Below are 15,014 nucleotides of genomic sequence, written 5' to 3' on the forward strand. Positions count from 1 at the left end.
AGGCCGTCTATTCGAGACGCAGCAGGCGGCCGATGATCGGGGTCGGCGAGGTGGTGGCGCTGGCGTCGACCAGGAAGGTGTAGCGCTTGGCTCCGACAATGGCGAGATAGCTGCCGCCCGGGGTCAGTGACTTTCCGGCCTTGGCAAAATCATAGAACTTGTTGCCGACCATGTTCTCGCCCTTGAGCGATACGCTGATCGTGGGCTCCTTGCCGTCGGTGCGCTCGATCACCAGCGTGCTGCCGGCTTTGGCTTGCACCAGCGGGGAGACGCCGTAGAGCGTCGGCAGCTTGGCCGGACCGCCCTTTGCATCAGCTCGCATGGTGCGGAAGGTCGTCGCCGCGCTCTGGTTCGCCTGGCGCTCCGGGAGTCTTGCCGCATTGGTATCGCACGGCACCTGTTCGCGTTTGATCTCGCCCAGCTGCACGGTGCTCTGCTCGGCCCCGACAAGGACGACGCCCTCGCTGATGGTCTCGCGCTGGCAGGATTTGAGGTAGCTGAGCGTGATGCTGGCCTTGGGCCCGAGCTTGATGATCTTGCCCGGCGCCACATAGTCCATGAACGCGACGCCATCGACCTTGCCCTGGACGTCCTCGACGATCGCGGCAGGTGTCTCCGCCACAGCGGGGGCCGCAAGACAGAACGCGCCGACAAAGGCGCCGATCAGGCTTCTCATGGGAGTTCTCATCCAATTCGACGATGTTACCGGTGCCCGGTCCCGGTTCGATGCTTAGCAGGGGCTGCCCGGGATAAGTGTGACCAGAATCACTCAGTGATTGGTGCCACTCTAGCAGCAACCGGTTCAAACCGGCGACCAGAGAAAAAACCAAGCTGCCGCAAGGTGTTGGCGGATTGCTCCCGTCAGGCGGCCGGCACGGCCGCGGTCGGATGGCCCGCACTCTCTACAGTGGGAGCAAGAGGAGCCTCGGTCCTCTGAAAAGCGATCGTCCGCTGGCCGGCAATCTCGATCACCTCGTCCCAGCGCGACAGGAAGGCCTCGACGCAGGCCGGATCGAACTGCCGGCCCTTGTTCTCCACCAGGTAGTCGCGCGCCATCTCGAGCGGCATCGGCTCCTTGTAAGGTCGCCGGGTGGTCAGGGCGTCGAAGACGTCGGCGACCGCGACCACGCGCGCGGCGATCGGAATCGATTCGGCTTTGAGGCCGCTCGGATAGCCCGCGCCGTCCCAGCGCTCGTGATGACCTGCGGCAATTTGTGCACCGAGCTGGATCAGTTCGCAGCCGGAGTCCGCCAGGATCCGCTCGCCGATCGCGGCATGCGTCCTGATCACCGCCATCTCCTCGTCGGTGAGCCTGCCGGGCTTGAGCAGGATATTGTCGGGAATGGCGACCTTGCCGACGTCGTGCAGCGGCGCGGCGAGATAGATGTCGCGGCAGAGCCGGGCCGGCAGGCCGAGCTGCTCGGCGATGATGCGACTATAGCGGGCGACTCTCAGGGTGTGCTCGCCGGTGTCGTTGTCGCGGTATTCGACCGCGAGTGCGAGGCGCAGGATGATCTCCTCCTCGCGCTCGCCGAGCATTCGCGTGGCCGCCGCGACTTCGCTGGCCAGATGTGCGGCACGATCGTTGAGCTTGCGCACGGCTGCACCGAGCTGAATCAAATTCCGCAGGCGCACCGTCATCTCGACGCTTTGCGGAGCCTTGGGCAGGAAATCGGTTGCACCTGCCTGCAGCGCTTCCATCTTGAGGTCGTCGGTCTGCCGCGAGGTGATCATCGCGATCGGGATGTCGGCGCAGCCGGGCAGGGACCGGAAGACACGAATGAAGCTGATGCCGTCCATATGCGGCATCTCGTAGTCCACCAGCACGAGGTCGAAGACGCGCTCGCGCGCGCAGGCCAGCGCCTCCACCGGATCGAGGAAGGTCGTGGCCTCGACCCGGCCTTCGGCTTCGATATGGCGTTTCAGGAAGTTGAGGACGGAGCGGCTGTCATCAACCAGGAGCGCTTGGGTGAGCATCGGTGGCCGGGCTCTGTTCGCTGGCAAAGGCACGAACCCCACGCATAACCCGGGCGAATTTAACGCGAAGCAAATGAGGAACACGTGCACATCGGGCTGCCGCAGTACGTAATTTCACGGAGCTGTGCACGTCTGCAGGCACTTGCGCGAATTCCGACAGAATGTGACCCGTAGTTGTACGGACCATCGCGTTAGGGTTTTGCTCACTCGATTCACGTCAAACGTGTAGCGGAATTTTAGCAAAAGCGGGGCAGCGATGGCGCTCAATCCCACGGAGCCGAAGTGGTCGTTGCGGTTACCCGCTGATTGCAGCATCGCGGCCATTCGCAGCGTCTATGACCTCATTCGCGAGGCGTTCGGACGCCAGCAGCGGCTCGAGATCGACTGTTCGAACGTCGACAAGGCCGACGTGACGTCGATCCAGCTTCTGCTGTCGACCGCAAAGACCGGCGAGGCGCAAGGCCGCCCCGTGGTGCTGACCTCCATCTCCCAGTCTTTCCGCAACACCCTGCACCGCGCCGGCTTCGCCAGCGAGGCGATGATCGATCAGCACTTCCCGCAAAAGAAAGATGGCATCTGATGGCCACGATCCTGACCGTCGACGATTCTCCCAGCATCCGGCAAATGATCAAGGTCGTGCTCGAGCCGGCCGGTCATAGCGTGATCGAGGCCGGCGACGGCGCGCAAGGCCTCGCCAAAGCCCAGGCCGGCAAGCTCGACCTCGTCATCACCGACCTCAACATGCCCGTCATGAATGGGCTGGAGCTGATCAGGGCGCTGCGCAAGCTGCCGAGCGCGGTCGGCATGCCCATCGTGTTCCTGACCACCGAATCCAACGACACGGTGAAGCAGGAAGCCAAGAGCGCCGGCGCCACCGGCTGGATCACCAAACCGTTCAAGCCCGAGCAGCTGCTCGCCGTCGTCGGCAAGCTGGTGCGTGCATGAGCGCAATGGACCCGACCGAGGTCTTTCGTCAGGAAGCCAGCGAACTCTTTGAAGTTCTTGAAGGGGCTCTGCTCGATCTCGGCCAGCGTCCAGACGACCGCGAGCTGGTCGATTCCGCCTTCCGCGCCCTGCATACGATCAAGGGCTCGGGCGCCATGTTCGGCTTCGACAAGGTCGCCTCTTTCACCCACGAGTTCGAGACCGCCTTCGACCGTGTCCGCAAGGGCGAGATCAAGCCGACGCAGGAGCTGATCTCGGTCGCGCTCGCCGCCAAGGACTATATCCGCGCGCTGATCGAGGATCCGCAATCGACCGACGACGTCATCGGCGAGGCCATTCTCGACGACCTCAAGCGCTTCGTCTCATTCGACCAGCCCTCCGCTCCGGTCGCCGAGATCACCGAAGCACCGCCGCTGGCTCCTGCCGAGAGCAAGCAGGCCGGCTGGCACCTGTATCTCGAATTCGAATCGCACATCCTGCGCAACGGCTCGAATCCGCTCGACCTGCTGGAAGATCTCTGCAAGCTCGGTCCCTGCTTCGTGGTCCCGATCACGGACGGCATCCCGTTCCTCGACGAGATGGAGCCGGAAGACTGCTATCTGAAGTGGGACGTCAAGCTGCACGCGGCCTGCGACAAGGACGCGATCGACGACGTCTTCATGTTCGTCCAGGACGAGATGAAGCTGACGCTCTCGCCTCTGGAAGTCGTCGAAGCGCCCGCGCCTGCGCCGCTGTTCAACCTGCTCGACGAGGAGCCGCCGGCCCCGACGGTCGAGATGCCAGCCCCGGTGGTCGAGGTCGCTGCCGCGCCCGCCGTCGAGCAGCCCATCGCAAAGACCGAGCAGAAACTTGAATCAAAGCCGGACACCAAGCCCGAGACCAAACGCGAGGAACGCGGCATCGCCACCGTTCGCGTCCAGGCCGAACGCCTCGACGAATTGATGGACCGCGTCGGCGAACTCGTCATCGCCCAGGCGCGGCTGACCCAGCTCGCTTCGTCCGGCTCGGATCTCTCGATCAAGATGATCGCCGAGGAAATCGAGCGCCTTGCCTCGTCCTTGCGCGACACCACGATGGGCGCGCGCATGGTGCCGATCGGCTCGCTGTTCGGCCGCTTCCGCCGCCTGGTGCACGATCTGTCGCGCGATCTGTCGAAGCCGGTCGAGTTCGTCACGTCCGGCGAAGATACCGAGCTCGACAAGACCATGATCGAGTGCCTGGCCGATCCCCTGGTCCACTTGATCCGCAATGCCATCGACCACGGCATCGAGGACAATGCGACCCGCGCTGCCAACGGCAAGGCCGAGCAGGGCCGGATCGAGCTCGCTGCGGTCCATTCCGGCGCGCAGGTGCTCGTCACCGTCAAGGATAACGGTGGCGGCCTCAACACCGCGCGCATCCGTGCGAAAGCGGAAGAGCAGGGGCTGATCGCCGCCGGGGCCGTGCTCACCGATCACGAGATCCATCAATTCCTGTTCCACCCGGGCTTCTCGACGGCGCAGACCATCTCCGCGCTGTCCGGCCGCGGCGTCGGCATGGACGTGGTCAAGCGCACCATCGAGAACATGCGCGGTTCGATCGACCTGTCGACCAGGCCGGGCCAGGGCACCACGGTGACGCTGCGGCTGCCGCTGACGCTCGCGATCATCGAGGGTCTCCTGATCCGCGTTGGCGAAGGCCGCTACATCATTCCGCTGTCGGCCGTGGAGGAATGCGTCGAGCTGACCGCCGATGACGAGCGCTCGCGCGGCCGCAACTTCCTCAACGTGCGTGGCGGCCTTGTGCCGTTCCTGCGCCTGCGCGAGATCATGTCCTCGTCGGGTTCGCCCGACCGGCACCAGAAGACCATCATCATCTCGACCGGCGAAACCAGGGTTGGCCTCGTCGCCGACCAGATCATCGGCAACCACCAGACCGTGATCAAATCGCTGTCCAAGCTGCATTCGGACGTCACCATCTTCTCCGGCGCCACCATTCTGGGTGACGGCACGGCGGCGCTGATCCTCGACGTCGCGCAGCTGGTCGCGCTGGCGCAGTCGAAGATCGAGAAGCAGCACATCAACGAGGCGGCGTGATGAACGACGGACTGTCAGGGGAGCATCAGTCGGGCGCGATGCAGGTCGTGATGATCGGTCTTGGTGAGGAGAAGTTCGCGCTCGATGCGGGCCTCGTCCGCGAGATCATCGATCCCGTGCCCGTGACCAAGGTCGCGGGTGCGCGCGCCTTCGTTCCCAGCGTCATCAATGTGCGCGGCAACGTCATCCCGCTCGCCGATTTGCGCATCCGTTTCGGCATGCCGCAGCTGGATGATACGGCCGACACGCGCATCGTCGTCATCGAGCTCGAGCTCGACGGCGAGCCGGTTCTGGTCGGCGTCACCGCCGACAAAGTCTACGAGGTCACGGAGATCTTGCAGACCGACGTGCAGCAGACGCCGCGTGTTGGCATACACTGGAAACCGGAGTTCATTCGTTTCATTGCGAAATGGCGTGAAGAGTTCGTCATCGTTCCGAACATGGAACGCATCCTGAATTGAAATGAGATCTCGGGGCGAGATCGGTAGGGGCTGGATATGAGATTTACCGTCAAGGCAAAGCTTGCCAGTGCATTCGGCGTAATTCTGTTGCTCTCCATGGCCGCGGGAGGCCTCGCTTATGTGAAGCTGAGCGACATGATCGACACCGCCGATAGCCTGGTGGCGCGCGCCGGCCGGATGGAACGAGCGGCTGAGATCGAGCGAGCAATCCTGCTCCAGGTTCGCGCCGAGAAGAATCTCATTCTCGCGCCCGAAAGCGAAACGCAGCGTTTCCTTGCCGAGATCGCCAAGCAACGTGAGACGCTTCTGAAGCTGAAGGACGAGATTCACGCTGCGGCCTCTCCCGAAGGCAAGAAGCTGCTCGACGGCTTCGCCGCTGCCTATGCGCATATGAACGCGGTGCAGGACGAGACCCTGAAGACCGCCCGGACCGACAAGACAAAGGCGGCCGAACGCTCCATGACTGAGGTTCGCAAGGCCGTTGGCGAGGCGATGGAAGCCGCCGAGGCCTACGTCATGAACTCCAGGAAAAACATGGCAAATCAGGCCGCCCAGGCTCATGCAGATGGCAATCGTGCCCACTTCCTGTTGGTCTCGTTCGTCCTTGCCTCGCTCGCGATTGGTCTGATTGCCGCGATCTGGATCTCCGTCAGCATTGCCCGCGGTCTCGGCCGCGCGGTGGGGCTCGCCGGTGCGGTTGCCAGCGGCGATCTCAGCCGGACGATCGATGTCTCCAGCAATGACGAGATCGGCGATCTCACCAAATCGCTGAACAGCATGGTCGAGAAACTCCGGCAGGTCGTCTCGGAGGCGCTTACGGCCGCCCAAAATGTGTCCGCCGGCAGCCAGGAGCTGTCCGCCAGCGCAGAGCAGCTCTCGCAGGGCGCGACCGAGCAGGCCTCGTCGGCCGAGGAAGCGTCGTCCTCGATGGAGGAGATGGCCTCGAACGTGAAGCAGAACGCCGACAACGCCAATCAGACGGAGAAGATCGCGGCCCAATCGGCCAGGGATGCGGAAGCCAGCGGCGTTGCCGTAGGCCGTGCGGTCGAGGCGATGCGGACTATCGCAGAGAAAATCACGATCGTACAGGAGATCGCGCGCCAGACCGATCTGCTCGCGCTCAACGCGGCAGTGGAGGCCGCGCGCGCCGGCGAGCACGGCAAGGGCTTTGCCGTGGTCGCCTCCGAAGTGCGCAAGCTGGCGGAACGCAGTCAGGCGGCCGCTGCCGACATCGGCACGCTGTCGAGCGAAAGCGTGAAGGTCGCGCAGGACGCCGGCGCGATGCTGTCCAAGCTCGTGCCCGACATCAGGAAGACGGCCGAACTGGTCCAGGAGATCACCGCAGCCTGCCGTGAGCAGGACGTCGGCTCGGCCCAGATCAACCAGGCGATCCAGCAGCTCGACAAGGTCGGCCAGCAGAACGCCAGCGCCTCCGAGCAGGTGTCCTCGACCTCGGAGGAGCTTGCCTCGCAGGCCGAGCAGCTCCAGTCGACGATCTCGTTCTTCCGCATCGAGCATGGCGGACGCGGCGAAACTGCAGCGCCGGCGCCGATCGACCGGGCCGTCACCCAGCTTCGTGCCAAGGCTGCGCACATGGCAGCAGCGGATCGCAGTGGGAAGAGGCCTGCGCCTCTCCGCAAGCAGGCGCGTGCGCTGAAAGTCGCCGGCGGCGGCGGCGGCTTCGCCTTCGACATGCACGAGGACGAAGACGAGCGCGACGCCGAGTTCCAACGTTGATCAATCGGTCCGGCTCTGATGCCGGACCGCATTCATTCCCAACCCCGGACCCTTGGGCTACATCATGGCCGCAACCTCGCAATATCTGACGCTCGGGCTCGCCGGCGAGACGTTCGGCATCAGCATCCGCAACGTCCGGGAGATCCTCGACATGCGGCCGATCTCGCGGTTGCCGCACGCGCCGAACTTTCTGCTCGGCATGATCGATGTGCGAGGCAGCGGCTATCCGATCGTCGATCTCAGGACAAAGCTCGGCTTGCCTCACGTCTCCGCGACTGAAGCGACGCGTATCATCATCCTCGACGTGCCGATGAAGGATCGTCTGGTCGGCGTCGGTTTCGTCGCCGATTGCGTTTTCGAGGTCACCGACATCGACGAGCAGGCGATCGAGCCAGTGCCCGAGGTCGGCGGCAAGTGGCAGTCCGATTATGCAGCCGGCATCGGCCGCAAGGGGGAAAAATTCGTCGTGATCTTCGATCTCGCCAAGCTGATGGCCAACGATGAGGTTCCAGAAGTCCGAGAAACGGCGCCGGATGCGTTCTGCGCCGCCTGAGCTCCTACCAGTAATGCGTGGCTAAGCCCAATCCACCTCAATTCCATTCGAACTACGAGACTGAAAATGAGATTCACCGTCAAGGCAAAGCTCGCATCTGCGTTCGGCGCAGTCATCGCTCTCTCGATGATTACTGGAGGAGTCGCCTATCATTCTCTCTCCACGCTGACGGAACAGCAGGAGCGCATCGTCGGCCAGGCCAATCGCACGAAGCTGGCCGCCGACGTCATGAGCGCAATCCAGTCGCAACAGCGCGCTGAGACCCGCATGATACAGGCCGTCTCCGATAAGGAGACGCAAGACAATTACAACGCGATGCTGACGCGTCGCGAGAAGACGCTCAAGCTCAATAGCGAGCTCTATAGCAAAGCGAGCGAGGCCGGACGGCGCCTGCTTGATCAGGCCGCCGGTCCGATCAAGCGGATGAACGAGCAGGAAGATCAGGCCGGAAAATTTGCGCTGCTCAACTCCAACAACAGGGCCGCCCAGCTGTGGAAGTCCGAAGGCCAGCCGGCGGTCAAGGACCTCGACGCAATGCTGGATGCAGCGCTCGTGGAAGCCGGTGGCAGCGGTTCCGAGAGCCAGCGCGCGGCTGGATTGCTGACGGCCCGCAGTGAGGTCGCGCGGCTCGCTCGATCGGTCGTCTCGAGCTATTCGGTCACGACGCTGCAGGAGGTCGAAGCCGATGTGAAGGAGACCAACCAGCGGCTGGCCGGTCTCAAGGCGGCCGTCGCGCAAGTGAATCAGGCAGGTGCGGTCAGCGGCGTTAACGCGCAGTTTGACCGTCTCGCGAAGGTCGTCGACAACGTCTCGCGTCTGACGTCGGAAGCCGGCAACCTGAAGGCGGCGGCGATCGCCGGCGGCGAAGGCCGCAAAGCCTTCAACGAGGCTCTGGATGCCATCGAGCAGTACGTTCAGCGGAACGAAAAGCAGATGGCCGAGGTCGCGGAGGAGGGCGCCAGGGACGCGGCCTTCGCGAAGATGCTTCTGATCAGCATGATCTGCGCTGCGCTGTTGATCGCAGTCGCTTCGGCGACCTGGATCGCGCTCAATATCAGCCGCGGGCTCGCCCGCGCAGTTGGTCTCGCCAACGCTGTATCCGTCGGCGATCTCAGCCAGAAGATCAGCGTGTCCAGCAATGACGAGGTCGGCGATCTCGTGTCGTCCCTCAATGCGATGACCGCCAATCTGAATGCCACCGCGGCGGTCGCTAACGAGATTGCCCATGGCAACCTCACGGTCGAAGCCAGGCCGCTGTCGGACAAGGACACGCTCGGCCTTGCGCTCGAGCGCATGATCGAGAAGCTTCGTCAGATCGTGTCCGAGGCTCTCACCGCGGCACAGAACGTCTCCGCCGGCAGCCAGGAATTGTCCGCGAGCGCCGAGCAGCTCTCGCAGGGCGCGACCGAGCAGGCCTCGTCCGCCGAGGAAGCCTCTTCTTCGATGGAAGAGATGGCCTCGAACGTGAAGCAGAATGCCGACAACGCCAACCAGACCGAGAAGATCGCGGCCCAGTCGGCCAAGGATGCCGAAGCCAGCGGCATCGCGGTGGGCCGCGCCGTCAACGCGATGCAGACCATCGCGGAGAAGATTACGATCGTGCAGGAGATCGCACGTCAGACCGACCTGCTCGCGCTCAACGCGGCAGTGGAAGCCGCGCGCGCCGGCGAGCACGGCAAGGGCTTCGCGGTGGTCGCTTCCGAAGTGCGCAAGCTGGCTGAACGGAGCCAGGCCGCCGCAGCCGAGATCGGATCGCTGTCGTCGGAGACCGTCAAGGTCGCTCAAGATGCCGGCAATATGCTGTCGAAGCTCGTTCCGGACATCAAGAAGACCGCCGCGCTGGTCGAGGAGATCACTGCGGCCTGCCGCGAGCAGGACGTCGGTTCCGCCCAGATCAACCAGGCGATCCAGCAGCTCGACAAGGTCGGCCAGCAGAACGCCAGCGCCTCCGAGCAGGTGTCCTCGACGTCCGAGGAGCTCGCCTCGCAGGCCGAGCAGCTGCAGTCGACCATCGCCTACTTCCGCATCGACCAGGGGGCGAAGAGCCAGGCCGCTGCGCCGATCGACCGCGCCGTCACCCAGCTGCGCGCCAAGGCGGCGACGATGGCGGCCGTCGAACGTCCGGCCAAGAAGCCGCAAGGCAAGCCGGCCCGCGCCGTGAAGGTGGCCGGCGGCGGCGGTTTCGCCTTCGACATGAACGACGGTGCGGACGATCGGGACGCCGATTTTCAGCGCTGAGAGCGAGCCAGGGGATCGGCCGGTCGTAACGGGCCGATCCATCCGCCGTAATGGCTAGAAGCGTAGGACGCAAGATGACCGGTATGGCCCGACATTCAGTGCAGGCGGCGGCCATCCCGGATGGGGGCATGCAGCGATGATGCCTGCGTTACAGGATACAGCCGTGCATCTGTCGGACCGCCACTTCCGGACCATCGCCGAACTCATCGAGGGGCAGGTCGGCATCAAGCTGCCGCAAGGCAAGCGGCTGATGCTGGAGGGGCGGCTGCACAAGCGCGTGCGCGCGCTGAACTTCTCCGACCTCAACGAATATGTCGAGAACCTGTTCGAGGCCGATCATTTCGACACCGAGCTCACCCATCTCATCGACGTGGTGACGACCAACAAGACCGATTTCTTCCGCGAGCCGCAGCACTTCACGTTCATGCGCGAGGTCGCAGTCCCCGCTTTGCTCAAATCGCATGGACGCAGGAACGCCAACCTGAAGATCTGGAGCTCGGCGAGCTCCACCGGCATGGAGGCCTACACGACCGCGATGGTGCTGGACGACATGACGCGGAACGGCTCGCGCTTTCAATACCGCATCCTCGGGACCGACATCTCGACCGCCGTACTGCGCCTCGCCAAGACTGCGATTTACACCAGGGACGTGCTCGCCCCGGTGCCGGAGCCTTTCCTGAAGCGATATTTCCTGTCCTCCCGGGACAAGTCGCGCGGTGAGGTGCGGGTGGTACCGGAGTTGCGGCGCATGACGCATTTCATGCGGATGAATCTCATGGACGCGTCCTATCCCGTCGACCGCGACGTCGACATCGTCTTCTGCCGCAACGTCCTGATCTATTTCGAGCGCGAGACCCAGCGCAAGGTGATCGAGCGGCTGTGCAGCCATTTGCGGCCGGGCGGCTATTTGCTGGTCGGCCATTCCGAGTCGATGATTCACAGCGCGGTGCCGGGCCTGAAGCAGGTTCAGCCCACCATTTTCCAGGTTTGATCGGAGCCCCGCCAACAATGCCGAAGGAGAAAGTTCGCGTATTGATCGTGGACGATTCGGCGTCGGTGCGCCAAATCCTGCAGACGATCCTCAACGACGATCCCGACATCGAGGTGATGGGAACGGCTTCGGACCCGTTCGCCGCGGCGCGCCGCCTCCAGAACGAAATCCCCGACGTCATGATCCTCGACCTCGAGATGCCGCGGATGGACGGCATGACGTTCCTGCGCAAGATCATGGCGCAGCGCCCGATCCCGGTGATCATCTGCTCCTCGCTGACCGAGGAGGGCTCCAACGTGATGTTCGAGGCGTTCGAGGCGGGCGCTGTCGACATCGTGCCGAAGCCGAAGATCGACACGCGTCAGGCGCTGCTCGAATGCTCCTCGCGGCTGCGCGAGGCCGTGAAGTCGGCGGCGCGTGCGCGCGTGCGCCCGCGGGCGGCGCGTCGTGAGATCGAGAAGAAGCTGACGGCCGACGCGATCATCCCGCCACCGGTGCAGGGCAAGGTGCGGCCGACGACGGAGCGAATCGTGTGTATCGGTGCATCGACGGGCGGAACCGAAGCGCTCAACGACGTCCTGGAGATGTTGCCCGCCCACTGTCCCCCGATCGTCATCGTCCAGCACATGCCGGCGGGATTCACCGCGGCCTTCGCGAGGCGCCTCGACAGTGTCTGCCAGATGCGGGTCAAGGAGGCCGAGGACGGCGAGCCGGTGCTGCCGGGCTGCGCCTATATCGCGCCGGGGGCCCGTCACATGCTGCTCCAGCGCATCGGCCTGCGCTACCAGATCGCGATCAAGGACGGTCCGCCGGTGTCGCGGCATCGTCCGTCGGTCGACGTGCTGTTCCGCTCGGCGGCCCAGCACGCCGGCGCCAACGCGCTCGGCGTGATCATGACCGGTATGGGCGACGACGGCGCGCGCGGAATGCTGGAGATGCGCAAGCTCGGCGCCTCCACGCGGGCGCAGGACGAAGAGAGCTGCGTGGTGTTCGGCATGCCCAAGGAAGCCATTGCCCATGGCGGCGTCGAGAAGGTCGTCTCGCTGCACCAGATCCCGCGCGAGATCATGCTCTGGTATCAGGCCGGGCACGCGGCCGTGGCAGGTTGATCGCGATGTCCGTCATTCCCGCCAGCACGCTCACCGAAGCGATCGTCGCGGTCGAGGACGTTTCCTCGCGGATCGAGGACGTGTTCGCGCGCGTCGGCAGCGAGCTCGGACGCGGCCATCTCATCTTCAAGGAGCTGAACCAGGGTCTCGCAACGCTTTCCTCGGAGCTCGCCGGTGCAGAGATCGAGGGCGCCGCCACGGCACTGCAGGAGATCGCCGCGCGGCTCAGCAAGCTGGCGCAGGCGCTGCCCGCCGAGACCGCGCTGCTGGAGACGATCGGCAAGAACACGCTAGATGCATCCGCTCTGCTCAAGCCGCTGTTCAAGCACATCCAGATGATCACCATCATCGCCCGCAGCGCGCGGATCGAGGCCGCCTCGCTCGACGGCGATCGCGAGGGCTTTCTCGCCTTCACGCAGGAGGCCTACGACCTCGGCAAGGCCGTGCAGGGCTCGATCGAGGGCTGCGCGCGCGATCAGCAACGCCTGTCCGAGGCCGTTGCCACCGCCTTCGGCCGGCAGAAGGAGTTCGAGAGCCGCTACGGAAATCAACTGGCGTCGGAAAGTGCCGAGCTCGGCGCGGCCTATTCCGGCTTGCGCGACCAGCGCAGCCACAGCAGCTATCTCGCCGATCTCGCGAGTTCTAGCACCCGGAAGATCGCCGAGGCGGTGGGCAGCGCGATCATCTCCCTGCAGGCCGGCGACAGTACGCGCCAGCGTCTCGAGCACGTCTCTCACGGCCTCAGCCGTGTCTCGGGATCGACCCCGAGCCTCGTTCCCGAGCCGATGGCGAGCGAGGACGATGCGCGCGCGATCTGCCAATTGCAGGCGGCCCAGCTCAGGGATGCCCAGCGCGAGTTCAGCGGCGACATCGGGCAGATCGTTCGTGCGCTGGCCGCCATCCTGCGCGATGCGGGCAGTGTCGTCGGCCACGGCCGCACGCTGTTCGGTGGCGAGGACGGCGGCTCGTCATCGTTCCTGGCGCGCATCAAGCAGACGCTGGCCCATGCGTCGACCCTGATTGCCACCTGTGAGGGCGCCGGCCGCGCGGTGGATGAAGCGCTCGCGATCGTCGAGGACACCCTGGCCAAGTTTCGTCAGGCCATCGCCGGGCTTGCCGAGGCAACCGTCGACATCACGCTGATCGGGATGAATGCCGGTCTCAAGGCAAGCCATCTCGGCAGCCGCGGCAGCGCCTTCGTCGTCATCGCCAACGAGCTCAAGGCGACCGCAGACCAGGTCTCGGCGGGGGCGGGGCGCTTGAGGCCCGTACTCGACGGCATCGAGCGCTCGGCCAGGGAGCTGAAGCAGCTACGCGTGCAGGGGGATCCGACGCAGCTCGCCAAGCTCGAGCCGCAGATTCTCCAGGCCCTGCGCGAGGTCGAGGCCGGCAACGAACGGCTCGGCAAGCTGATGAGCCGGCTCGTCGTCGAAGGTGCCGAGTTCGAGGGGCTGATGAATTCGGCGCAAGGCCTGATGAGCACGCTCGCCGAAGGTTCGGCGGCCTTGCCCGCGGTCGCCGCGCGCCTCGAGACGGCCAGTGCCGGCGCGCAGAAGCCGCGTCCGCAGGACGAAGCCGTTCTCGATGATCTCTTCGCGCGCTACACGATGGAGCGCGAGCGGGAGGTTCACCGCGACTTCCTGCAAACGCTCGGACTGGCATCGATCGCCGCCACGCGCCGGGTCGAGGCAGTCGCGCCCGCCGATGACGGCATAGAATTGTTTTGAGACCGCTGCCGCGCCATTCGACGTCGGCAGCAATTTGATCGGTCGGTTTTGCAGCGTGTTAACCGTTGGAAGACGCGCGCTGCGTTGGTCATTGTCGCGCCCCAGATTTGGTTGCAGATACCAGTGAATTTTACGACGGATGATTTCGATGCGAGAAGGCAAATACGCTGCCTGGTTCAGGACGCCGCACGGCCAGGGCACCGGCATCGTCCATCTGGCGGAGGGGCGGATTTCGGGCAGCGACAGCTTCTTCACCTATGGCGGCTCATACCAATTCGATGACGATCGGCGTTTCACGGCCGTGCTAACCACGCGCCGGCACGCCGAGGGGCCGTCGACGCTGTTCGGGCGCGACGAGGTCGAAGTCAGCCTTTCCGGCATATGTACGGGTGCGATGGCGACGTGTTCGGGAACGGCCCGGGAAGCGCCCGGCTTGATGTTCGAAGCGACGCTGATCTACAGCCAGGAAGATGCACGGGATGACGACGGCGCCCGGTGCGAGGTCGTGAAGCTCAAGGCCGACAAGCTGCCGAGGGGACTCGACAGCCGGTCCCGGCCGCGACATCCGTTCCCGGCAGGTCCGCTCAGGTGACAGCCGGATCGACGAGGATCCGCAAGCTCCCGCGCTCGCGCCTGTCGCCGGGTTAGCGTTGCGTTGACGCTGTTGTCTCGAAATCGCGCCGCCGCCGCGTCGCAGCAACCCTGCCTTTAGAAGGCGAGGGATAGAGCATGATCCGGAAAAGTGTGCAGCGGCTTTCCGAAAAGATCATGCTCAAACAATGGTCTGGCGGTCGATCAAGTGTGGTGGAAGAACATGCCTCAAATCTGGATGTCATACGATGAACTCGGCGCGCTGTGCGGCTGCGGCGCAATGGCCGCCAGGGATCTCGCCATCAATCTGTCGCTCGATCGTCGCAAGAGCCGCGACGGGACGACGCGCGTCAAGCTCGATCTGGCACTGACGGCGAGGTTCTTCGCATCCGTTCGCGAGGCGGATTTCGATCTCGACTGCGCCATCGAAGCGCTGCGCGACACCCACCGGCAGATGGCTGCATTGCTGGCTCCCTCCGAGTTCCACAACAGGCGCGGGGCGGCCTAGCTTCTGCCGTTCCGGCCCTTCGCCTGCGAGGGCTAATTCCTGCGATCGCGGCCCCGAATCAGCGTAAGCTCTGACAGGAATTTCGGGCATTCGTCGGTGTTG

14 protein-coding genes are annotated in these 15,014 nt (G+C 64.5%); 12 read left to right on the forward strand and 2 right to left on the reverse strand.

Going from position 1 to position 15,014, the window contains the following annotated elements:
- Nucleotides 1-7: 7 nt before the first annotated feature.
- Both SE91_RS05575 and SE91_RS05580 read right to left on the reverse strand, forming a co-directional pair.
- Nucleotides 8-676, reverse strand: a complete 669-nt coding sequence (locus SE91_RS05575; protein WP_060736832.1) for a hypothetical protein — start codon at nucleotides 674-676, stop codon at nucleotides 8-10.
- Nucleotides 677-861: 185 nt separating this feature from the next.
- The gene (locus SE91_RS05580) at nucleotides 862-1,977 is read right to left on the reverse strand and encodes an HD domain-containing phosphohydrolase (protein WP_008557615.1); all 1,116 of its coding nucleotides are present in this window, start codon (nucleotides 1,975-1,977) and stop codon (nucleotides 862-864) included.
- Between the two features lie 256 nt (nucleotides 1,978-2,233).
- Between SE91_RS05580 and SE91_RS05585 the strand changes: the two genes are divergently transcribed.
- The 12 genes from SE91_RS05585 to SE91_RS05640 all read left to right on the forward strand — a co-directional run bounded on the left by SE91_RS05585 (nucleotide 2,234) and on the right by SE91_RS05640 (nucleotide 14,912).
- Nucleotides 2,234-2,557, forward strand: a complete 324-nt coding sequence (locus SE91_RS05585; protein WP_008557613.1) for an STAS domain-containing protein — start codon at nucleotides 2,234-2,236, stop codon at nucleotides 2,555-2,557.
- The gene (locus SE91_RS05590) at nucleotides 2,557-2,922 is read left to right on the forward strand and encodes a response regulator (RefSeq protein WP_018317043.1); all 366 of its coding nucleotides are present in this window, start codon (nucleotides 2,557-2,559) and stop codon (nucleotides 2,920-2,922) included. Before SE91_RS05585 ends, SE91_RS05590 begins: the two co-directional genes overlap by 1 nt.
- The gene (locus SE91_RS05595; RefSeq protein WP_061846866.1) at nucleotides 2,919-4,997 is read left to right on the forward strand and encodes a chemotaxis protein CheA; all 2,079 of its coding nucleotides are present in this window, start codon (nucleotides 2,919-2,921) and stop codon (nucleotides 4,995-4,997) included. The genes SE91_RS05590 and SE91_RS05595 overlap by 4 nt, the downstream gene beginning before the upstream one ends.
- Nucleotides 4,997-5,458 (forward strand): chemotaxis protein CheW, encoded by a 462-nt coding sequence (locus SE91_RS05600; RefSeq protein WP_197489426.1) that lies wholly within the window; start codon nucleotides 4,997-4,999, stop codon nucleotides 5,456-5,458. The genes SE91_RS05595 and SE91_RS05600 overlap by 1 nt, the downstream gene beginning before the upstream one ends.
- A gap of 36 nt (nucleotides 5,459-5,494) precedes the next feature.
- Nucleotides 5,495-7,195: a methyl-accepting chemotaxis protein gene (locus tag SE91_RS05605; RefSeq protein WP_061846868.1), complete on the forward strand. Its 1,701-nt coding sequence runs from the start codon at nucleotides 5,495-5,497 to the stop codon at nucleotides 7,193-7,195.
- Between the two features lie 64 nt (nucleotides 7,196-7,259).
- Nucleotides 7,260-7,748, forward strand: a complete 489-nt coding sequence (locus tag SE91_RS05610; RefSeq protein ID WP_061850989.1) for a chemotaxis protein CheW — start codon at nucleotides 7,260-7,262, stop codon at nucleotides 7,746-7,748.
- Nucleotides 7,749-7,814: 66 nt separating this feature from the next.
- Nucleotides 7,815-9,986: a HAMP domain-containing methyl-accepting chemotaxis protein gene (locus SE91_RS05615; protein WP_061846869.1), complete on the forward strand. Its 2,172-nt coding sequence runs from the start codon at nucleotides 7,815-7,817 to the stop codon at nucleotides 9,984-9,986.
- A gap of 136 nt (nucleotides 9,987-10,122) precedes the next feature.
- A complete protein-coding gene (locus SE91_RS05620) occupies nucleotides 10,123-10,977 on the forward strand; it encodes a CheR family methyltransferase (RefSeq protein WP_008557563.1) in 855 nt (284 codons plus the stop codon).
- Nucleotides 10,978-10,994: 17 nt separating this feature from the next.
- Nucleotides 10,995-12,086: a protein-glutamate methylesterase/protein-glutamine glutaminase gene (locus SE91_RS05625; protein WP_061846870.1), complete on the forward strand. Its 1,092-nt coding sequence runs from the start codon at nucleotides 10,995-10,997 to the stop codon at nucleotides 12,084-12,086.
- A 5-nt stretch (nucleotides 12,087-12,091) separates the two neighbouring features.
- A complete protein-coding gene (locus tag SE91_RS05630) occupies nucleotides 12,092-13,813 on the forward strand; it encodes a hypothetical protein (protein WP_061846871.1) in 1,722 nt (573 codons plus the stop codon).
- Between the two features lie 148 nt (nucleotides 13,814-13,961).
- Nucleotides 13,962-14,405 (forward strand): hypothetical protein, encoded by a 444-nt coding sequence (locus SE91_RS05635; protein WP_060737890.1) that lies wholly within the window; start codon nucleotides 13,962-13,964, stop codon nucleotides 14,403-14,405.
- A 222-nt stretch (nucleotides 14,406-14,627) separates the two neighbouring features.
- Nucleotides 14,628-14,912: a hypothetical protein gene (locus tag SE91_RS05640; protein ID WP_061846872.1), complete on the forward strand. Its 285-nt coding sequence runs from the start codon at nucleotides 14,628-14,630 to the stop codon at nucleotides 14,910-14,912.
- The last annotated feature ends 102 nt before the right edge of the window (nucleotides 14,913-15,014 follow it).

Origin of the sequence: Bradyrhizobium sp. DOA1, from assembly GCF_001593325.1 — a bacterium.
Taxonomy (GTDB): Bacteria; Pseudomonadota; Alphaproteobacteria; order Rhizobiales; family Xanthobacteraceae; genus Bradyrhizobium.